This window comes from Exiguobacterium sp. s132 (genome assembly GCF_018617235.1).
GTDB lineage: Bacteria > Bacillota > Bacilli > Exiguobacteriales > Exiguobacteriaceae > Exiguobacterium > Exiguobacterium profundum.
Map to the genome: position 1 here is coordinate 1,220,578 of NZ_JACSJU010000001.1, position 21,336 is coordinate 1,241,913.

At 46.9% G+C, this 21,336-nt stretch carries 21 protein-coding genes and 1 other annotated feature; of the genes, 6 read left to right on the forward strand and 15 right to left on the reverse strand.

What is annotated here, in order from left to right; translation table 11 throughout:
* Positions 1-5 precede the first annotated feature (5 nt).
* Both KNO78_RS06255 and tyrS read right to left on the reverse strand, forming a co-directional pair.
* Positions 6-632 carry a GTP pyrophosphokinase gene (locus KNO78_RS06255; RefSeq protein ID WP_159562542.1) on the reverse strand — a complete coding sequence of 209 codons (627 nt, stop codon included), beginning with the start codon at positions 630-632 and terminating at the stop codon, positions 6-8.
* A gap of 96 nt (positions 633-728) precedes the next feature.
* Positions 729-1,976 carry a tyrosine--tRNA ligase gene (gene tyrS / locus KNO78_RS06260; RefSeq protein WP_214690721.1) on the reverse strand — a complete coding sequence of 416 codons (1,248 nt, stop codon included), beginning with the start codon at positions 1,974-1,976 and terminating at the stop codon, positions 729-731.
* Positions 1,977-2,023: 47 nt separating this feature from the next.
* Positions 2,024-2,221, reverse strand: a binding site (T-box leader).
* Between the two features lie 169 nt (positions 2,222-2,390).
* Between tyrS and KNO78_RS06265 the strand changes: the two genes are divergently transcribed.
* Complete coding sequence (locus KNO78_RS06265) at positions 2,391-4,853, forward strand: transglycosylase domain-containing protein (protein ID WP_159562544.1); 2,463 nt, start codon at positions 2,391-2,393, stop codon at positions 4,851-4,853.
* A gap of 40 nt (positions 4,854-4,893) precedes the next feature.
* Here KNO78_RS06265 and acsA read toward each other — a convergent pair whose 3' ends face one another.
* Complete coding sequence (gene acsA, locus KNO78_RS06270) at positions 4,894-6,600, reverse strand: acetate--CoA ligase (protein WP_074036486.1); 1,707 nt, start codon at positions 6,598-6,600, stop codon at positions 4,894-4,896.
* Positions 6,601-6,755: 155 nt separating this feature from the next.
* Between acsA and KNO78_RS06275 the strand changes: the two genes are divergently transcribed.
* From KNO78_RS06275 to KNO78_RS06285, 3 genes are read left to right on the forward strand one after another with little or no spacing between them, the layout of a single operon-like run.
* Positions 6,756-7,385, forward strand: coding sequence for a GNAT family N-acetyltransferase (locus KNO78_RS06275; protein ID WP_078147204.1), 630 nt, complete (start codon positions 6,756-6,758; stop codon positions 7,383-7,385).
* 11 nt (positions 7,386-7,396) lie between these two features.
* Positions 7,397-8,029: an acetoin utilization AcuB family protein gene (locus KNO78_RS06280; RefSeq protein ID WP_012726747.1), complete on the forward strand. Its 633-nt coding sequence runs from the start codon at positions 7,397-7,399 to the stop codon at positions 8,027-8,029.
* Entirely contained in the window at positions 8,026-9,195 is a 1,170-nt protein-coding gene (locus tag KNO78_RS06285) for an acetoin utilization protein AcuC (protein WP_074036482.1), read from the forward strand. The genes KNO78_RS06280 and KNO78_RS06285 overlap by 4 nt, the downstream gene beginning before the upstream one ends.
* A 49-nt stretch (positions 9,196-9,244) precedes the next feature.
* On the opposite strand, the gene ccpA is transcribed toward KNO78_RS06285, so the two are convergent.
* The 4 genes from ccpA to KNO78_RS06305 all read right to left on the reverse strand — a co-directional run bounded on the left by ccpA (position 9,245) and on the right by KNO78_RS06305 (position 12,696).
* Positions 9,245-10,258, reverse strand: coding sequence for a catabolite control protein A (ccpA, locus tag KNO78_RS06290; protein WP_074036481.1), 1,014 nt, complete (start codon positions 10,256-10,258; stop codon positions 9,245-9,247).
* A 127-nt stretch (positions 10,259-10,385) separates the two neighbouring features.
* A complete protein-coding gene (locus KNO78_RS06295) occupies positions 10,386-11,477 on the reverse strand; it encodes a bifunctional 3-deoxy-7-phosphoheptulonate synthase/chorismate mutase (protein WP_074036479.1) in 1,092 nt (363 codons plus the stop codon).
* A 132-nt stretch (positions 11,478-11,609) separates the two neighbouring features.
* The gene (locus KNO78_RS06300; RefSeq protein ID WP_159562547.1) at positions 11,610-12,158 is read right to left on the reverse strand and encodes a YtxH domain-containing protein; all 549 of its coding nucleotides are present in this window, start codon (positions 12,156-12,158) and stop codon (positions 11,610-11,612) included.
* 25 nt (positions 12,159-12,183) lie between these two features.
* Positions 12,184-12,696, reverse strand: a complete 513-nt coding sequence (locus tag KNO78_RS06305; protein WP_074036477.1) for a DUF948 domain-containing protein — start codon at positions 12,694-12,696, stop codon at positions 12,184-12,186.
* A gap of 169 nt (positions 12,697-12,865) precedes the next feature.
* On the opposite strand from KNO78_RS06305, the gene KNO78_RS06310 reads away from it, so the two are divergent.
* Positions 12,866-13,978, forward strand: coding sequence for an aminopeptidase (locus tag KNO78_RS06310; protein WP_159562548.1), 1,113 nt, complete (start codon positions 12,866-12,868; stop codon positions 13,976-13,978).
* A gap of 44 nt (positions 13,979-14,022) precedes the next feature.
* Here KNO78_RS06310 and KNO78_RS06315 read toward each other — a convergent pair whose 3' ends face one another.
* The 6 genes from KNO78_RS06315 to KNO78_RS06340 all read right to left on the reverse strand — a co-directional run bounded on the left by KNO78_RS06315 (position 14,023) and on the right by KNO78_RS06340 (position 18,509).
* Positions 14,023-14,475 carry a Dps family protein gene (locus KNO78_RS06315; protein WP_012726754.1) on the reverse strand — a complete coding sequence of 151 codons (453 nt, stop codon included), beginning with the start codon at positions 14,473-14,475 and terminating at the stop codon, positions 14,023-14,025.
* A gap of 97 nt (positions 14,476-14,572) precedes the next feature.
* Positions 14,573-15,880, reverse strand: a complete 1,308-nt coding sequence (gene murC, locus KNO78_RS06320) for a UDP-N-acetylmuramate--L-alanine ligase (RefSeq protein ID WP_159562549.1) — start codon at positions 15,878-15,880, stop codon at positions 14,573-14,575.
* Positions 15,881-15,965: 85 nt separating this feature from the next.
* Positions 15,966-16,673, reverse strand: coding sequence for a hypothetical protein (locus KNO78_RS06325; RefSeq protein ID WP_214690720.1), 708 nt, complete (start codon positions 16,671-16,673; stop codon positions 15,966-15,968).
* Between the two features lie 54 nt (positions 16,674-16,727).
* A complete protein-coding gene (ytpR, locus tag KNO78_RS06330) occupies positions 16,728-17,342 on the reverse strand; it encodes a YtpR family tRNA-binding protein (protein ID WP_159562551.1) in 615 nt (204 codons plus the stop codon).
* A gap of 54 nt (positions 17,343-17,396) precedes the next feature.
* Positions 17,397-18,191: a DUF1444 domain-containing protein gene (locus tag KNO78_RS06335; RefSeq protein WP_214690719.1), complete on the reverse strand. Its 795-nt coding sequence runs from the start codon at positions 18,189-18,191 to the stop codon at positions 17,397-17,399.
* 6 nt (positions 18,192-18,197) lie between these two features.
* Positions 18,198-18,509 carry a thioredoxin family protein gene (locus tag KNO78_RS06340; protein ID WP_159562553.1) on the reverse strand — a complete coding sequence of 104 codons (312 nt, stop codon included), beginning with the start codon at positions 18,507-18,509 and terminating at the stop codon, positions 18,198-18,200.
* 115 nt (positions 18,510-18,624) lie between these two features.
* Here KNO78_RS06340 and KNO78_RS06345 point away from each other — a divergent pair, with 115 nt between their 5' ends.
* Positions 18,625-18,957: a hypothetical protein gene (locus KNO78_RS06345; RefSeq protein WP_012726760.1), complete on the forward strand. Its 333-nt coding sequence runs from the start codon at positions 18,625-18,627 to the stop codon at positions 18,955-18,957.
* A gap of 34 nt (positions 18,958-18,991) precedes the next feature.
* Here KNO78_RS06345 and KNO78_RS06350 read toward each other — a convergent pair whose 3' ends face one another.
* Both KNO78_RS06350 and KNO78_RS06355 read right to left on the reverse strand, forming a co-directional pair.
* Complete coding sequence (locus KNO78_RS06350) at positions 18,992-20,008, reverse strand: PTS sugar transporter subunit IIC (RefSeq protein ID WP_214690718.1); 1,017 nt, start codon at positions 20,006-20,008, stop codon at positions 18,992-18,994.
* 152 nt (positions 20,009-20,160) lie between these two features.
* Positions 20,161-21,234, reverse strand: coding sequence for a M42 family metallopeptidase (locus tag KNO78_RS06355; RefSeq protein WP_214690717.1), 1,074 nt, complete (start codon positions 21,232-21,234; stop codon positions 20,161-20,163).
* Between the last annotated feature and the right edge of the window lie 102 nt (positions 21,235-21,336).

Consider the following 21,336-nt stretch of genomic DNA (forward strand, 5'->3'; position numbering starts at 1 on the left):
TTTTTTTATTTCTTCAAAATCTCTTGCCGAATGCGTCCCATTTGCGTATCGAGGGCATCCGCCATGAGTGACGCTTCAATCAGCTCTTCTTTCGATGATTCTGGCACGGCATGTTGATATTTGTACTGAAGCTTATGTTCCGTTGCCGCCCAAAAGTCCATGGCGAGTGTCCGAATCTGAATCTCCGCAGGCACCCAGATGATTCGTTCTGCCAAGTAGACTTTCGTTTTCACGATGAGATGTAAGCTCCGATACCCGCTCGGTTTTGGATGTTTGATGTAATCTTTGATTTCGATGATATCTAAATCATCTCGCGCCTCTAGATGACGCAAGATTTCATAAATATCGTCGCGGAAGCTCGTAACAATCCGAATGCCCGCCACATCGTGCACATGTTCCCAAAGCGCCGAAACTTCCAAAGGCAAGTCTTTCCGTTTCATCTTGCGCACGATGGACGGCAATGTCTTCATTCTCGTCTTCACATGTTCAATCGGTGAATACCCGAGTCTCGTCTGCCAGTCCAAGTCGATGATCCCGAGATCGCTCTCAAGTTCCGTGATCGCCATTTCATAATAACGAAAGTGTTCGCGCCATTGATGGAACTGCTCACCGAAAAATTCTTCTATCTCCATCGTCATCCCTCCTATCTTCCTATTTTAGCAAATCCGAACCGCACGTCATGTATAAAAAAAGTCCATTCCTCAACAAATGAGGAACGGACATCGTGATTATATGTGACGAATCACAAAGTATTTCTTCTTACCACGGCGAATGATGGTGAATTCACCGAGCGTGTCTTCGCGCGTAATCATTTTATCGAGCGCTTGTTCACGTTCGCCGTTCAAGTAAATCGCTCCGTTCGTTACATCTTCACGTGCCTGACGTTTCGATGGTGAGATCTTCGCTTCGACGAGGAGGTCGACAAGGTTGCGTTCACCGTCAAGTTCGAATTGCGGCATGCCTTTAAACGCATCTTCCATATCTTCCGGTTGAAGCGACGTCAAATCTCCGCTAAAGAACGCTTTCGTTATGCGCTCCGCTTGTTCAAGTCCTGCTTCACCGTGGACAAGCTTTGTCATCTCTTCTGCGAGTCGGCGCTGTGCCACGCGCTTTTCAGGCGCTTCTGTCACTTCGGCTGCAAGTGCCTCAATCTCTTCATGCGACATGAACGTGAAGTATTTGATGAACTTGATGACATCTGCATCGTCGACGTTGATCCAGAACTGGTAGAACTCATATGGCGACGTCTTATCCGCATCTAACCAAACTGCACCGCCCGCTGTCTTCCCGAACTTTTGTCCGTCCGACTTTGTGACGAGTGGCACGGTGAGACCGAACGCTTTTTCAGAGTGACCAAAGCGACGAATCAATTCAAGACCTGCCGTGATGTTCCCCCATTGATCACTTCCACCGACTTGAAGACGACATTTCTCTGTCTCGTATAGTTTCAAGAAGTCGTAAGATTGGAGCAACATGTAAGAGAACTCTGTGTACGAGATCCCGTTCTCCATACGTGAATCGACAGAGTCTTTCGCAAGCATGTAACTGATTGGGAAGTGCTTCCCAATGTCGCGCAGGAAGTCGATGATTGACATCTCTTCCGTCCATTCGTAGTTGTTGCGAATCGTGATCGGGTTCTCCCCTTCAAGTGGAAGAAATCGGCTCAACTGATCCTTGATGCGATCGGAGAAGAGCTTGACCGTATCCAACGTGTTTAGTGAACGTTCATCCGAACGACCAGACGGGTCACCAATCATCCCTGTCGCCCCACCGACGAGCGCGATGACCTGATGGCCGGCCTGCTGGAAACGTTTCAGCGTCAAGATCGGGAGCAAGTGCCCGATGTGAAGCGAGTCCGCCGTCGGATCAAATCCCGTGTATAACGTCGTCGGTTGTTTGAGTTGTTCTTTTAATCCTTCTTCATCTGTCATTTGGTTGACAAGTCCTCGAAACTCTAAATCGTTTAATAGTTCCATTTGTTCCACTCCTTCGATTGACATAAAAAAACGTCCCTTCTCATATGAGAAGGGACGGAGATTCCGCGGTACCACCCTACTTGTCGCAATTTGCGACCGCTTGAGCGAGAGATAACGGTCTCGAACCGGCCCGAAGGCACGCTCTAAAAGTGTAATTCATCGATTGACATTGGCTAGTTCACAGCAACCACTAGCTTTCTGGACAAGAGGCCCGTCGACTACTTCGCTTTCTTCACAGCGTCATTATCTTGTTGACTATGCTATTCATTTTATAAGCATCGTTTTCAACTTGTCAACTCTTACAATGAAACTTGCACGAGACTTCGGTTTCGAGGTAAGGTGTAGGTTGAATTGTGCTATAATCGAATATATTACTGTCTAAAATAGTTTTACACCATATTTAAGGAGGCTGTCATGCTGCAGAAGATTCGAGACTTATGGAATAATCCGACGTCATTGAAAGTACGTCGTTATGCCAATGTTATGTATGATGTGTCGTGGAACGTCCTACTCCTGACCATCATTTCTGTTGTACTCATCGGGTTTTTAGGTGCTGGAATTGGTGTCGGATATTTCGCGTCACTCGTCAAAGATATGCCGACCCCGGCTTATAAAACGATGACTGCGCAAATCAATACGTATACATCGACTTCCAATATTTACTTCGGAAGCGGGGAGCGCATCGGGAACTATACGACCGATGAGGTACGAATCCCGATTCCAGTAGAAAAAGTTTCTCCATACGTTGTCGATGCACTACTTGCGACGGAAGATGTCGAATTCTATGAGCACGATGGCGTCGTTCCAAAAGCGACGTTACGCGCTATTTTACAAGAAGCAACAGGATCTGAAGATCGCACGGGTGGTTCAACGTTGACGCAACAATTGATTAAAAACCAAATGTTGACGAACGAAGTATCTTTCGAACGGAAAGCAAAAGAAATATTACTCGCCCTTCGTCTAGAGAAGGCGATGGACAAAGATGAAATTTTAAACGCCTATCTGAACGTCGTCTCATTCGGACGTAACTCGATGGGACGTAACATTTCAGGGATTGAGGCCGCCGCTCGCGGTGTGTTCAATACTTCGGCAGAGAAATTGACACTTCCACAAGCCGCTTTCCTTGCCGGTATCCCAAAAAACCCATTCTTCTACACACCTTACTATCAAGGTGGCGTCATCAAAGAGGACGTATCGGGTGCGGTTAACCGAATGAAAACGGTATTGAACCGCATGTACGTTGCAGGAAAGATCACGAAAGAAGAATATGATGCCGCTTATAACTACGACATCACGCAAGACTTCATGCAGACTCAGACGAAACCTCGCGACAAATATCCGTACGTGGTAGACGAAGCAGAACTTCAAGCACGCCAAATCGTAACGGATTATCTATTGGAGCAAGATGGGATTGAAATCAATGAGTTGAGCTCGGAGGAACAGGACTCTGTCCGTTCGACTTATGCGAAGCGTGCTCATAACATGTTGCGTCAAGGTGGGTTCAACATCCGTTTGACATTGGATAAAGAAATTCACGAAGCGATGCAACAACCGGCTAAAAACGCTGGCAACTTCGGACCGAATCAAACGATTAAAGATGAGAACCGCACACTTCCTGAACAAACCTCTTCTGTCATGATTGAGAATAAGACCGGGAAAGTACTCGGATTCGTCGGAGGTCGCTACATCAATGGCAAGACCGACGATTTGAACCGTGCTTTCTGGGCAGAACGTCAAATCGGATCGACTGCAAAACCGATTCTTGTCTATTCAAATGCGATTGAAGCTGGCATGATTACACCTGCCACTCAAATCATTGACGAGGAGTATTTCTATAAGTTTACTGGTCCGGGACAACCGAAGAAACAAGTTCAAAACGAAGGGAAAACGTATCGCGGTGCTGTCACAGTACGCGATGCGCTCAAGCTCTCCTTGAACGTTCCGGCTGTTAAGATTTATGAAGAACGTAACCAAAAACCTGCTGATACGCAGAAATTAGTCGACATGGGGATTCCGGTATCTGAAGGAAACCGTTATGCTTCAGCGATGGCACTCGGTACCGGGGAAGTCAAGCCAATCGATTTGGCCGCCTCTTATGCGATGCTAGCAAATTACGGTGAACACGTGGAGCCGTACTTCATCCAAGAAATCGAATATCAAGGTGAAGTCATTTACGAAGCGAAGCCGAAGAAAACGCGTATTTTCACAGAACGTACCTCTTATCTCGTGGTGGATATGCTCCGCGACGTCTACACGTCAGGTACTGCGACATATGCACAATCATTGCTCAGCGTTCCTGGCGATTGGATGGGTAAAACCGGTACAACGAACGATCAACGTGATTCGTACTTGGTCGGGTCGAACCCGAACGTTACACTCGCTGTCTGGTCAGGTTATGATTCACAACGCCTTTCAATGCTAGATGGTTGGGATTATGGACGTTACTATCAACGGACACAGCGCATCTGGTCGCAAACGATGAATCGTGTCTATGCGGATGACCCAGAAGCTCTAGGCGTCAGCGCACGCTTCTCACAACCTTCAACCGTCACTTCGAAAGACTTCCAAGACTCAGGTTCATTCTCTGAGAAGAAGAAAGTAGAAGAGAAAGAAAAAGAAGAGGAAGAGAAGAAGAAAGAAGAAGAGGCCAAGAAAGAGGCCGAAGAAGCAAAGAAAGAAGCTGAGGAGAAGAAACAAGAGGCTGCTGCCGATGCTGCCGCTAAGAAAAAAGCTGAAGAAGAAGCTAAACAAAAAGCAGACGCCGAAGCAAAGAAAAAAGCTGAGGAAGACGCGAAGAAGAAAGCTGAAGAAGAGGCTAAACAAGAAGCCGAACAACAAGCTGAAGAAGAAGCCGATGCTGATGCTAACGGTGAATAAACAAAGGGTCGACACACGATGTGTCGACCCTTTGTTTATCTTAATCTTCCATCGTCGAGAGGTCACCTGTTTCAAGATTCAATTCCCAAGCCTTCAAGACACGACGCATGATCTTCCCGCTTCGCGTTTTCGGCAACTTGTCCTTGAATTCGATCTCACGTGGTGCTGCATGCGCAGCCAATCCTTCTTTGACGAACTGCTGGATTTCTTGTTTTAACTCATCAGACGGTTCATAACCTTTACGTAGCGCAATGAACGCTTTGATGATTTCACCTCGGACCGGGTCCGGTTTTCCGATGACACCCGCTTCAGCCACAGCCGGATGTTCCACGAGTCGACTTTCCACTTCAAACGGTCCGACCCGTTCTCCTGCTGTCATGATGACGTCGTCGACCCGACCTTGGAACCAGAAATAGCCGTCTTCGTCCATATAAGCAGAATCACCTGACACATACCAATCTCCCCAGAAGTAACTCTCATACTTCGCATCGTTCTTCCAAATCTTCCGCATCATCGACGGCCAAGGCGTCTTGAGTGCCAAGTTCCCCATTCGGTGTGGTGGAAGTGGTTGACCCCGGTCATCCAAAATAGCCGCTTCGCAACCTGGGATCGGTTTCCCCATTGAGCCCGGTTTGATGTCCATCGTCGGATAGTTACAAATCATCATCGCACCGGTTTCTGTCATCCACCACGTATCATGGATTCGAAGATCAAATGCTTCGTGTCCCCAACGAATGACTTCTGGATTTAGCGGCTCACCGACGGATAAAATATGACGAAGTGAAGACAAATCATACTTCTCAAACGCTTCGTCGCCAGCGCCCATGAGCATGCGGAACGCCGTCGGGGCACTATACCAAACTGTCACGCCAAACCGTTCAATGACCGAATACCAAAATTCAGGATTGAAGCGTCCACCAACGATGACGTTTGTCGCACCATTTAAGAAAGGCGCAAAAATACCGTAGCTCGTCCCCGTCACCCATCCAGGGTCAGCCGTGCACCAGTAAATATCATCCGGTTGAAGATCGAGTACCCATTTGCCGGTCATCATATGTTGAATCATCGCATTATGGACGTGGAGAACCCCTTTTGGTTTTCCTGTTGAGCCCGATGTATAGTGTAAAATCAGACCGTCTTCACGGTCGACCCACGTCAATTCGAGATCTGTCGTCGCATCGTTCGCCAGTTTACGATAATCGAGCACCTTTTCCGACTCTTCGACATCGTCCCCAACGAGTAGAATTGTCTCTAAATGAGGCAACTGATCGACCGGAATGCGCGGCAACAGTTCTTTCGTCGTCACAATCACTTTCGCTTCCGAGTCGAGCAAACGGTCGTGAACCGCCTGTTCCATGAACGCCTCAAACAATGGACCGACGATGGCCCCTCGTTTGATTGCACCGAGCAAAATAAAATAAAGTTCTGGCTGACGTGGCATAAAGATAAAGACGCGGTCGCCTTTCTCCACACCAATCGACTTCAGAACATTACCAGAACGATTACTTTCTTTCTTCATATCCGCATACGTGTACCGCTCTTCTCGATCCCCATCGAAATAAAGCAGTGCCACTTTTGTCGCCAATTCACTTTCCGCATGGCGATCGATGGCTTCATATGCCAAATTGACTTTCCCCGTCAAATTCCATGAAAACAATGCTTCTGCTTGTGTCCACTCAAACGACTGACAAGCCTCTTCATACGACGCTAATTGATGTTCCCCTGTTAACGCTTTCAATTTTTCCATCGCTAAAGATTCGCCTCCCCTGTAAAGATTGGTATAACCACTTTCAGTATAGTGTTAAAATTATGACAAATCAATGAATTTCCAATTTCATCAAAACAGGATGATTCCAGCTTGATGAAAGCGCTATAATAAGAGATGGAAAAGGTGGTGACCCTATGGAAAAACAATATCATTCAAAAGTGTGGCAGACCTCACAAGGTGACGTCACGATTGATGGTCCAGTGGCGCCTGACGTGTTACGGACGTATCGTCTTGATGAAGGATTGACAGCTTTTCGTGAACCGGAAGATCAGCACGAAGCACTCGTCGATATTGCTGGGTTAAAAGAAGGAAGAATCATCGTCGCCAGGCAAGACGATCTCGTGATTGGATACGTGACTTTCCTCTATCCTGACCCGTATGAGCGTTGGAGTGAAGGAAACGACCCATACATCCTTGAACTCGGGGCAATCGAGGTGAGTCCTCGCTTCCGTGGTCAACGAATCGGGAAACAATTACTCGAAGTATCGATGATGGACCCACATATGGATGACTTTTTGATTTTGACGACCGAATATTATTGGCACTGGGATTTGAAAGGTAGTGGACTCTCGATTTGGGATTATCGAAAAGTCATGGAGAAGATGATGAATCACGGTGGACTTGTTTTCTTCCCGACAGACGATCCTGAGATTGCCTCCCATCCTGCCAACTGTTTGATGGCTCGTATCGGAAAAAACGTACGACAAGAATCGATCGACCATTTTGACTCACTTCGTCTTCGCCGACGATTTATGTACGACTAAGGAGGGATTTCATGTTAATCGAACAGATGATGAATCGACATGTCGTGACGATTCAACCGACCAATACGATTGCCCATGCCGCAAAATTAATGCGTGAACATCGTGTCCGACATTTGATTGTGACAAATCCCGCTCGACAAGTCGTCGGGATTGTCGGCCAATTCGAGATGAGTGGTGCGACGAGCGTCTTTCATCCCGAAAGTGAAAACGCAGACTTTCAAAACCCTGTATCGAGCATCATGCGATCCGAGGTACCGACAGCTCATCCATTCGATTTCTTTGAAGATGCAGCTGCGTTATTTTACGAAAACCGGCTAACCTGTCTCCCTATCGTCGAACAAGGGAAACTCGTCGGTGTATTGACAGAGACCGATTTATTACGTTACTTCGTGCAATTGACAGGCGCACTCGAACCGAGTTCGCAAATTGAAATTCTCGTCGAAAATACGACCGGCACACTCGAAAAAGTGACCCGACTCCTCGCCAAAACAAACGTCAATATCATCAACGTCTTCGTTCATCCGACGAGCGATCCGTATAAACGTATCATCTCTTTCCGCGTCCAGACGATGAACCCGCTCCGAATCATCGAACGGTTGAAACGTGAAGGGTATGATGTCCTCGGTCCGGAGATGTCACGATGAGACCGATTTACATATTTGGCGAAGACGAGACGTCTTATCGCTTTCATGAGGATCACCCGTTCAATCCGTTACGACTGGAATTGACGACATCCCTTCTGATTGCAGCCGGAAAACTCTCCAAATCGGAATGTGTGTCTCCTCCACTCGCTTCGGTTGAAGCGTTAGCGCTCGTTCATGACTTTGACTACATCGAAGCCGTCCAAGCTGCGGCGGCAGGAGAACTTTCTACGCTGAAAGCGAATAAGTTTGGTCTCGGTACGGAAGACACTCCCATCTTTCCGACGATACACGAGGGAGCCGCACGGCTTGTCGGTGGGACGATTCATGCGCTCGATCTAGTTGCGAGCGGCAAAGCAGAGCGAGCCTTCCATGTTGGGGGCGGTCTACATCATGGAATGCGGCGCAAAGCATCAGGATTTTGCGTCTATAACGATGCGGCCGTCGCCATCGCACATGTGAGAAAACAATACGGGTCTCGCGTTCTCTATGTAGATACGGATGCGCATCATGGGGACGGGGTCCAATGGCTCTTCTATGACGATGATGATGTGATGACTTTATCCATACACGAGACAGGTCGCTATCTCTTCCCGGGTACCGGAATGGTGACAGAGCGAGGGAATGGGAAAGGATACGGCTATAGTTGGAACGTACCAGTCGATGCGTTCACCCAAGACGACTCATTTTTGACGTGCTATGAGACCGTTTTACGTGAAGCGTGCGAATGGTTCAAACCTGATATCATCCTGACTCAGAATGGTGCGGATGCCCATGTCTTTGATCCACTCACCCATCTCGCATCAACGATACGGACGTTCGAACAGATTCCCCAAATCGCTTCACGTATGGCAGACGAGTATACCGATGGTCGTCTCGTCGCACTTGGTGGCGGCGGCTATGACTGGTATCGAGCCGTTCCTCGCGCCTGGGCACAAGTGTGGGCCGGTCTGACGAGAGAGACACCCTATGCCGGAGATATCCCGACCGAGTGGATTGAGCAATGGTCCGATGTCGCTGGTCAACCGTTACCCACTCGGTGGGACGACTCTCTTTACGCGTTTGATCATATCCCGCGGCGTCAACAAATTGAAGAAAAGAATTGGGAAGTCACGAAGCGTGCCTTTTGGCCGTTCATCTCGAATGATCGAAAATCGATTTATTTATAAATAAAGCTGCCCGTTCATCTCAAAAATGGATGAACGGGCAGCTTTTCTTTTAGTCCTGACGAAGCGAGTCACGGCGTTCGATTCGGTGAGGAAGCACGACGTTTTTCTCTTCGATTTCTTCCGCGTTCAAAATCTTAGTCAAGAGACGCATCGCGACGGCTCCGATATCGTACATCGGTTGAACGACCGTCGTCAACTTCGGACGAATCATCGTCGCGAGGCGCGTGTTATCGTGACCGACGACTTCGAAATCGTTTGGAACAGAGTAACCTGCATCTTGAATCGCATGGATGACCCCAAGTGCCATTTCATCCGTCCCTGCGAAGATGGCTTTCGGACAATCGTCACGTTGCAACATTTTTTGCATCGCCTCGAGACCAGACGCATACGTATAATTTCCGAGAATCATATCGTTCTCATGGAAAGGAAGACCTGCATCTTCAAGAGCACGGCGATAACCGGCAAATTTCTTCTCGCCATTGATTTGTTGCTCGAGTGGTCCAGTGATGAATCCAACACGGTCATGTCCGTGGTTGATCAACATCTGAGTCGCGTCATACGCCGCTTGCTCATAATCGATATTGACAGCCGGGAGATCATATCCTTGGTTCAATGTCGCTGCGAGAACAATTGGAACTGGTGATTTTTTGAACTCTTCCACGAGATCTTCATGCAAACGTCCACCCATGAAGATGATACCGTCCACTTGTTTACCTAATAGCGTATTGAGTAAATGGACTTCCTTGTCACGACTCGAATCTGAGTTACCAAGGATGATGTTGTATTTATACATCGTCGCCACGTCTTCGATACCTCGCGCCAAGTCGGCAAAGAAGATGTTCGAGATATCCGGTACGATGACACCGACCGTTGTCGTTTTCTTGCTTGCTAGTCCACGTGCGACGGCGTTCGGACGATAACCAAGACGGTCAATCGCATCCTGTACTTTCTTGCGTGTTGTCGGTTTGACGTTCGGGTTTCCGTTGACGACACGAGAGACGGTCGCCATCGACACCCCGGCTTCTCGTGCCACATCATAGATTGTTACGTTGTTACTATTCATAAACTACTCCTCCTACAAGTCCTGATTTTCAAAAAGTTTTCATAAAACGTCTTAAAAAAGGAAGACAGGTATCTGTCATCCATTTACCCTGTCTTCATGCGATATAAAACGTTTCCATTTGGAAAGCTTACTTTTTCACCAAATCAAGTTGGGGAAACTGGACCGTGAGTCCTTCCACAAATTGATCGAATTGATCGAAGTCCAATTGTTGTTGCGCGTCCGAGAGGGCGATCGCCGGATTCGGGTGCACTTCTACCATCACACCGTCAGCTCCGATTGCAAGGGCCGCTTTTGCAGCTGGCAACAATAAATCACGACGACCGGTCGAATGCGTGACGTCTACCATAACCGGCAGATGCGTCTCTTGCTTCAAAATCGGCACAGCGGTAATGTCCAACGTATTGCGTGTCGCACGTTCATACGTTCGAATTCCCCGCTCGCACAAGATGACTTGGCTGTTCCCGCTCGCCATAATGTACTCTGCCGCATAAATGAACTCTTCGATTGTAGCGGATAATCCGCGCTTCAACAAGACCGGTTTGTCTGTCTTCCCAACTTCTTTTAACAAATCGAAGTTCTGCATGTTGCGAGCTCCGACTTGAATGATGTCAACATACGGTAACGCCGATTCCACTGCGCCAGGAGTCATGATTTCTGTGATGACTCGTAGGTCATGTCGGTCAGCTGCCGTCTTTAACAGTTTCAATCCCTCAAAACCTAAGCCTTGAAAATCGTAAGGTGACGTACGCGGTTTATAAGCACCGCCTCGCATGATTTTAACACCAGACAATGCAAGCTTTTCTGCGACCGCATTCACTTGTTCGAAAGACTCTACGGCACATGGTCCTGCAATCAATTGTGGACGGCCGTTTCCGATCGTCACATCTTTCATATGGACCAACGTGTCTTCCGGTTGACGTTTACGCGAAACGAGAAGCGTTTTATCTCGATCTTCTCCTTGTAATTCAGCAGACGCTTTAAAGACTTCTTTAAAGATATGTTGAAGACGTGACGTTTCAAACGGCCCTTGGTTTGATGCGGCAATAAAATCAAGCATCTCTCGCTCTCGGACCGGATCATAACGTTCGACACCTTGAAGACGTTTAATTTTTCCAATTTCGACGGCAAGTGTACCGCGCCGACTAAGCAAGTCGAGCATTTCATGGTTCAATTCATCCATTTCTCGACGTAATCGATTCAATTGATCTTGTGGACTCATAGTTTCCCTCTCATTCCTAAGCCGTTCTTTCCAGATTCCTAATTATATCGAACTTTGTGCGCTTTGTCATAAGGAAACCTTCTACGTCACAAAATCACCAAAAAAGGACCGAATCCATTCGGTCCTTACGAATTACTCATTTTTTTTTAAGTCTTTCTTTAAATCTTCTAGTTCTTCTTTCGATTCCTCGTCGAGCAACTCATTGACAGGTGCTTCGAGCGAATCGTCAGACTCTGAATCCGATGCGTTCGATGGCTTTTCTTCTTCAGCCGCGCGGTCCATCTGTTCCTTCACTTCCGATTCTGCTTCCGCAACGAGTTGATCTGCTTTTTCCATCGCCTCTTCAATCGAAAGCTCATCTTCATCGATTTGTTGCTTCAATTCTGCAGCTTCGCGTGCCTTATCTTTTACGATATTGAGGACAGGTGCCGCCTTATCGCTCGCCACTTTAATCCATTCCCCGACGACCGGTTCTGCTTTCTCACGCATCTCTTTCGATTTGACAGTCAGGCGCTCTCGCGATGTTGACGTCTTCTCATCAAGGTACGTCCGGACTTCACGTCCGTTTTTCGGAGACGTCAATAACGCGACTGCCGCTCCAACAATCCCTCCGAGAATGACACCCGTCAAAAATCCGCTACTTGATTGATTCTGTTCTGTTGATTGCTTTTGGTCTGTCATGTGTGAGTTCCTCCCCGAGATTAACTTATTTGATCGTATCATCCGTTTGAATCAAATCAGGTGATACAGGTGTTTCTGCTTTCTTCTCGCGTCGTGTGCGACGACGTGGACGTTCTTTTGTAGTAGAAGATTCAGGTTTGTTCTTCTTGAACAATTCGACCGCAACCGATCCCCATCGGACGGCTTGCGCAATCTGTTCTTTGTTTTCGTCCGCTGCCGAATGGACAGAAGTCGAGACGGTACGAACAGACTCGGTTACCTCGTTCAATGATGTCCCTAGCTCATCAAGCGCATGAGCGACAGGTGCGAGCAATTCTGTTTTTTCTTCGACGTTGTCTACGAGACGGTTCGTCTTATGTAAGAGCGCCGTCACTTCCATCGTGATTCCATCGAGCTGGCGTTCTAAATTTTCGGTCGTATTGGCGACGCTTCCGAGTGTACGATTTACATTCGACAAGACACGCGCCAAGAAGATGACGAGTACGACAAACGCGAGCGCCGCAATTAGCCCAGCGATGCCTCCTAATGTGATCTCCATTCAATCCATTCCTCCTATTCAATCGTTTCTTGTTTCATTATAGCACCATTATGACTGAAAAGATTTGCTACAACCGTTTTCGCCATTCGGTCTGATTATTCCTTTACCCGTTTTTGTGTTTTCGATTACACTAAAATAGAAATTCATAAAAAAAATTAGGGGTGATCGTGTGAGAGATCCAAGAATTACACAATTAGCTGACGGTTTAATCAATTATTCCGTCAAGCTACAACCGGGGGAAAAGGTATTAATTGAGAACTTCGGCGTCGAAGAGTCGCTCGTTGAAGCACTCGTCGAAAAGGCATACGAAGCAGGGGGACATCCTTTCGTTCTCTTAAAAGAGAGCCGTATCTTACGTAAGTTGTATACAGGCGCAAGCCGTGAACAACTCGAACTGATGGCTGACATCGAACGTAAACAGATGCAAGCAATGGATGCCTACATCGGCTTACGTGCTGGTGATAACATTAACGAGTTGTCAGACGTTCCAAGCGAACAGCAAAAACTTGTCGGTGCCACACTTGGGAAAATGCATACCGAAGACCGTGTTAAAGGAACGAAATGGGTCGTTCTCCGCTATCCATCCCCATCGATGGCGCAACTCGCTGGAAAATCGACAGAAGCGTTCGAAGACTTCTATTTCAATGTCTGTACACTCGATTACGGAAAAATGGACCGTGCGATGGATGCGCTAGTCGAGTTAATGAATAAGACAGATCGCGTGACATTGAAAGGACCAGGTACCGATCTTTCATTCTCGATTTTAGATATCCCAGCCATCAAGTGTTCGGGTCAGATGAACATTCCGGACGGTGAAGTGTTCACAGCACCGGTCAAAGACTCGGTCAATGGTGTCATCACATACAATACGCCATCTCCATATCAAGGCTTCACGTTCGAGAATGTGAAGTTGACGTTTAAAGACGGGAAGATTGTAGATGCGACAGCGAACGATACAGAACGGATCAATGAGGTGTTCAACACGGATGAAGGTGCGCGTTATGTCGGTGAGTTCGCCATCGGTGTGAACCCATACATCCAACATCCAATGAAGGATATTCTCTTCGATGAGAAAATTGATGGAAGCTTCCATTTCACACCTGGTCAAGCGTATGATGAGGCTTATAACGGCAACAACTCATCTGTCCACTGGGATCTCGTCAACATCCAGCGCCCGGATTACGGTGGCGGCGAAATCTGGTTCGACGATTTGCTCATCCGAAAAGATGGACGTTTCGTCATCGATGCGTTGCTTCCGCTCAATCCAGAAAACTTGAAATAATATAAAGAATGGTGCGCCTTTTTCAGGTGCACCATTCTTTATATTTATAATTTTGTTTTCTTCCCGAGGGCGGCAGACATCATCCAAATTTCTTTTTCGAGTCGCTCGATATGAGAAACGAATGTATCTTCAATCGCCTCATCGCCGTCCTCAAATTTCTCCATCGCATCTTGCATCTCTTGACGGATTTGTTTGAAGTCACTGATGATATCTTTGATCATCTGATCTGTCTCGGCATGACGATCGCCTTCTTTTAACGTTGAATGTTCGAGATACTCTTTCATCGTCGCAAATGGTTCGCCGTCATTCATAAGGAGTCGTTCTGCCACATCATCGTAGAGTTCTGCCACTAAATTATAGAGTTCTTCTAGTTTTTCATGATACGTGAAGAAATGCGGTCCACTAATATACCAGTGATAATTATGAAGTTTTACAAACAGCAATCCATAGTTCGCTACTTCTTTGTTTAAGGTGTTGAGTGCAACTTGACTAGCCATTCCTAACATCTCCTTTGTCATATTCATCGATACTACTATTACCGAGATTTTGGATGGCTAAACATAAAAAAGAGAGACTTTCGTCTCCCTTTCACACTTACGCTTCAAGTTTTACAACTTCTTCATATTCGCGCTGATACGTTTGAATATCACCGGCACCCATGAATAAGAGCACGGCATCGGCATGGTTGCGTAACACGCTTGTACCACCACGTTTTAAGATATGTGCTCCTTCGATTCGTGATTGAAGGTCTTCGATGGTGACCGTCCCTTCTTGCTCACGTGCTGAACCGAAAATATCACATAAATAGACAGTGTCTGCTTCGGCCAATGCCGTCGCAAAGTCGTCCATGAATGATTTCAAGCGTGTATACGTATGTGGTTGGAAGATTGCAACGACTTCTCGATTGCCATACTTTTTCCGAGCTGCTTCTACCGTTGCACTAATCTCACGCGGATGATGCGCATAGTCATCGACAAGCACTTGATCGTTTAACATCGATTCACTGAATCGGCGTTTTACACCGTTGAACGTTTCAAGACGTTCTTTTACCAATTCTTTCGGCAAGTTCTCGTAGTCACATGTCGCAATGACGGCAAGCGCATTCAACACGCTGTGGTCTCCATATCCAGGAATCCGGAATGTCCCGTAGAAGTCATCACGTAAAAAGACATCAAATGTCGTTCCATTTTCTGTCGATGTGACCTGTTCAGCACGGAAATCATTGTGCGTCCCGAAACCGTAATAGACGAGCGGCACGTTTGCTTGGATGTGTTGAAGATTTTCATCATCGCCACAAGCAATGATTCCTTTCTTCACTTGTTTCGCCATTTCTTGGAATGCGTCAATGACATCATCAAGACCAGAGAAATAGTCCGAATGGTCAAAGTCGATGTTCGTCATAATCGCGTAGTCTGGACGGTAGTATAAGAAATGTCGTTTGTACTCACAAGCTTCGAAGACAAAGTTCTTCGAATCCGCCACTCCCTCTCCCGTTCCATCGCCGATTAAGAACGATGTCGGTTCGATTCCACGCATGACGTGTGCAAGTAATCCCGTCGTTGACGTTTTCCCGTGCGACCCAGTGATGGCGACGCTCGTGTAATGGTTCGCGAGTTCACCTAAAAACTCGTAATACTTATAAATCGTCAATCCGAGTTCACGTGCACGCACGATTTCTGGATGATCGTCACTGAACGCGTTTCCTTGTACAACGATTTGGTCTTCCGAAATATTTTCAGGATCGAATGGCAAAATTTCAATCCCTTTACGGTTCAATGCTTCTTCTGTAAAAAATGCTTTTTCAACGTCCGATCCACGGACCTCATTGTTCATATCAAATAAAATTTGAGCTAAAGGACTCATGCCCGTTCCTTTAATTCCGACGAAGTGATAACGGTTCATCTGTAAATAGCCCCCCTAATTCATTGCGGCTCGTCAAAATGCGACAAACCTTTGTCATTATAGCAAAACTCACAGAATCGTGCTATTACAGATTATTGTTTTTTTGTGCAAGTCGTCGGCTACGGTACATCGCCATCCGATCTTTTGGCGTCATCATCACATTCACAGGCGGTTGATCCGCTTTAAATGAGACTTGAACCGCTGGTGTCAAATCTGTGTCAGAAGGCATTCCTTGCTGTTCAGATGGTGTTTGTAATGTTTCTGCAATCTGCTCGATCGACGGACCAATTTGTTCCGCCAATCCATCAATATCTAGGTCGGTTTGAGGAGTGGCATCTTGTTGAGCCTCCACGACTGTCTCCTTTTTTGAACGAGATAAATCTGTTGATTGCATAAAAACAGATGAAAAGCCATTATCAAGAATCGAAACTTCACCAAGAATCGATTTGTCTTCAATTTCAATTTCCCCGGAAATCAGCTCGTTGGACTCTTCACTCCATTCAGGTTCAGAGACGGTTTCAGTAGATGACTCTTGGTTCAGCTCTTCCGTCGCAGAATGAGTAGATTCCATCGCTGAATCATACGCATCTCTCGTTTCAGGAGAGTGTTCGACCGGTAGGACAATCTTTGGTTTGGGGCGAGCATATCCATAAATCGGTGACGGGACGTCTGACGGAATGAATTCCTCGGCTGCCTCAACCTTTGGTGGTGGGGAACCTTTTTGTCCTTCTTTTGACAGTTCTCGTTTGATTCGCTCTGCTTGTTGCTTCAGTGAACGTTCATATGCATCCATACTTGATTCCTCGCTTTTTCACTCAATCCATATTTAACAAAAAATCGGTCGAATTTAGCGACCGATTTTAAATGCTGTACCTACTTCATATTCGTCATCTAATACTAAAATTCCTTTTTCTTGCGGGGCGTTCGGAAGGTTTAATTCACGGGCAGAACAAATCATCCCGTGTGAACTCTCACCGCGGAGTGCAGATGGACGGATAATCAAACCAGTCGGCATCACCGCACCCGGTTTTGCGACAACGACTTTTTGTCCGGTTGCTACATTAGGTGCGCCACATACAATCTGAACAGTCCCTTGGTCGATTTGAACTTGGCAGATCGACAATTTGTCAGCGTCCGGGTGCTTCACTGCGCTTTCGACATAACCTACGACAAACTTCGGTGTCACGTCAACCCACGAAAAGTCCTCTTCAATCCCGTTGTCATTCAAGATGCTTTGCAACTGTTCCACTAATCCTACTGTCAACTCAACCGGACCATTCCATCCTGTCACATCAACATGTTGACTCGCTTGAAACAGGTTGTACCCGTTCACTTCCCCGTCTGCTGACTTGACGATTGCCACATCTCCCGTCCGCTCGACAGATTGATGATGTCTTTCTCCTTCTTTCAACAACACCATGAGTACATCACCGATTCCTTCTCGGTTGTAAAACACATTCATTTGCATACGTTCCTACGTCCCTTCTTTCAAACTCATCTCACTTATTTTATCAGATTATGTGTTCGATGGCGGGGTCTTTTTTCCGACAATAAAAATCGGTTCAAGTTCCCCCGCCTCATAGTGAAAGGCGAGTGCAGTTATAGGAATCCGACCATTTGTGAAGAAATCAAACATCAATTGCTGCATCGCATCATACCCTTGGTCATTTCGAATGTCCGCAACGATCATCACATCCTGATGTGGGACACCGACGAGCATATCCCCTTCAATCCGTCGTTCCATCAGCCGAAGAAACTCGTCATTTAACACACGAGACGCCTCGTAGCCATCGCGAGTTGATAAGAAGTAGAAGGGATTCCCAGCCACTTCGTCTTGCTTCATCTCGGTCGGTAGTTTTTTCACATTCTCACGGGCGATTCGTTCGATGCGGTCGAGCGTCATCTCATCCGAAAGGTGCCGTTCTTCAATCAATCGATACCCGTTCCCGCGGTCCAGCGCATAAAAAATAGCGGTCTCGGCCGTGTGCGGGGTGAATGCAAGTGTTTCTCCATTTTTTGTCGTCTTCGAGAAAGAGTTCGAACGAATGACCGGATAGATGGCATCTTCATTTCCCGTGAGGGAGATGTGATCATCCGCCTTCATCGCTGATTCGATATACTCGATGACTTCATCGACGGCAACCGTACCGCGTGTCTTAGCCTTTGCTACAATCGGCGCAAGGCGAATATTGACCCCAAAACGGTCAGATTTTCGTTCGACGCGCAGCACCTCATTCTCACGGTCGTAAGAAGTACGGTATTCCTCATTAAAATGCGATTCTAGATAACGTCTTAGCTCATTCCGTTCCATGAAGACTCACCCTAATCCGTTCAAGAAAGCTTCAACCTGTTCCGGCGTCTTCCGTTCACGACCGACGTAGCGATCAACCTCTTTGCCATTTTCAAACGCAACAAAGCTTGGGATGCCAAAAACATCAAGTTCTTGCGCAAGTTCCATGAACTCGTCACGATCGACGTAATAGAACGTCCATGCTTCAAATTTCTTTTCGATTTCTGGCATGAATGGGTCAAGGAATCGGCAATCCCCACACCATGTCGCTGAAAACATAAGGACACTTTTCGCTTCTTTTGCTTCCATATATTCTGCCATTGTGGATAGTCGTTTCATGATTATCACTCCTGTTCGTTTTTTCCTCACTTATAATAGCATAAGTCAAGTCACACATTCTGCTCTGCTGTTTGTTATAATCAAAGCCGAAACTAGTTGAAACAGGTGAAGCTGAATGAAATTAACACGCGAAACGTTAAACCCTGAAATGAAGCACCCTCTTGAACAGATGGTCGGTGTATTTGGAATGCTTGCCATTTTGCGATACGGCTACTTGTTTATTGACACTGATAAAACGAGACTAGAGATCTTGATTTGGCTCGTTGTCGGTTTCGCCGTCATTTATGTGCTCGAAAAATATCTCAAGAAATTGGCACGTCACTTACCCATCGTTCGAAAGCGTTTCTTGATCCCCATTTACGTGATTGTGCTCATGTTATTCTTAATCAGTTTCCGCGTCCCTCGTGAGACGGTTGAGTCCGTGAAAATGTGGTTCGGAATTGGATGAAAAAGAGCAACGTTCCTCGAAACGTTGCTCTTCTTTAGTAATCAATTTTTAAATCATTCGGTTGAATCCGACCGGTTCTTCGCAAGACTGCGTATACCGCGTAGCTCAATAGAGCTGGTCCGATTATGAGGAAACCAATGACGACGAGAAAGGTGTACCAAGTAAAGCCCATTGTTTCGAGCATGACGATTGGACCGACAAGCCCACTTGTTCCCATGCCCGCCCCCGCAGCGACACTTTCCAGTTCAAACAACAGAATCGCGATTGGTGCCAATACAGCACCGGCCATTGTCGGCGGAAGGAGAATCCAAGGGTTTTTCACAATGTTCCCGACTTGAAGCATCGAGGTGCCAATCCCTTGAGCAATCGCCCCACCGACTCCGTTATCACGATAACTCGTGATGGCAAACCCGATCATCTGAGCCGCACAACCGACAGTCGCTGCACCAGCGGCAATCCCATTCAAACCGAGCATCAATGCGATGGCAGCACTTGAAATCGGTGCCGTTAACGCAAGTCCCATCAATGTCGCGACGACCACTCCCATGAACAACGGCTGTTGCTCCGTCCCCCATTCAATCCAACCACCGAGTTGCGTCATGAACAGGCCGACATACTTGCCGATATACGTTGCTGTGAGATAGCCTACGGCAATCGTAGTGAACGGCGTCACTAGAATATCTAGCTTCGTCGATTTAGAGACGAGTTTTGAGACTTCGACCGAAAGAATTGTCGCAACGTAGCTTCCTGCCGGGCCGAACTCATATCCAAATGCCCCGACAACGAGCGCAGAAAACAAAATGAGCGGTGGCGCCTCTAGCGCATAGGCGATGGCAATCCCGATTGCCGGTCCGGTCAAGCTCATGGCAACATCCCCGATTTGAATCAATGTGGCACTCATCCCTGTGAACGTCGTCCCTTCGAGCTGACCTCCGATTGTTTTCATGATCAGACCGATGATTAATGTACTAAACAAACCTAGTGCCATATAACTTAGCGCGGTCACAAAATAAAGCGACGGGCTCAATGAGATTCCTTTTTTCTTGAACATAACATATCCTCCTTACCCTTATACAAGTGTCTTGTCATAAGTAATATACATGTATAAACACCTTTATCAGTATAAGACGTTTTCATGAAATAGCAAGAATATCCACAAAAAAAAACCGTTCACTCATCTTTCGAGTGAACGGAATGTTTGACTTAACGAGATGGACGTAGCGTTTCAAGTGTCGAACGATCAAGTCGCTTGACTAACGCTTTGAGTAACGCTTTTGCTGCATCATAGTCATCTGTATGAAGAATTGAAGCATGTGTATGGATATAACGAGATGCGACGCCAATGACGGCTGTCGGCACCCCTTCTCCGCTCATGTGCACGCGCCCCGCATCGGTACCGCCTGGTGAGACGAAATATTGTGTTTTAATGTTTTCGTCTGAAGCCGTATCGAGTAAGAAATCACGCATTTCAGGAGACATGATCATGACGCGATCTAGAATTCGAATCAAAGCTCCCTCACCGAGCTGACCGAACTCCGTTTTACTCCCTGAGGCATCATTTGCCGGTGAAGCATCGAGTACGAGTGCCACATCTGGCTGAATCAATTCAGATGCCGTCTGCGCTCCACGTAGTCCGACTTCTTCTTGTACGGTAGCACCCGAGAACAAGATGTTCGGGTGATCGGCTTTTGTCGTTTCCTCCAACAATTCAATCGCAAGACCGACGCCATAACGGTTGTCCCAAGCTTTGGCCATAATCTTTTTCGGGTGATGAAGTGGGGTGAATGCGCTCGATGGGACAGCAGGGACCCCTGGACGTACACCCCATGACTCTGCTTCTTCTTTAGAATCTGCTCCGATGTCGATAAACATCTGCTTGATGTCCATCGGCTTACCCATCGCATCTGGTCCTAACAAATGAGGCGGTGTCGAAGCGACGACACCCGGGATTTTACCGTTCGACGTGATGATGTCGAAGCGTTGTGCCATGAGCACTTGGCTCCACCAGCCACCGAGTGGTTGTATGTAAAGCATGCCGTTCTCGGTAATCCGTGTCACCATAAAAGCGACCTCATCCATATGTCCGGCTACCATGACTTTCGGTCCCGACTCATCTCCGACACGTTTCCCAAAAATTGATCCGATGCCATCCGTGACAATCTCATCTGAATGGGGTTCAATTCGTCCACGTACAAATTGACGAACTTCAGACTCGAACCCAGGAGCTCCTGGAAGTTCTGTTAGCGTCTTAAATAAATCTCTCGTCTTCTGATCCATCTTTCATCATCCTTTCCTAACCGTTCTTGTCTCATTATATACAAAAGTTTTGACAGGATGCGAATGCTTTTCATTCCATTCGGGTACAGGTTTTGGTACGAT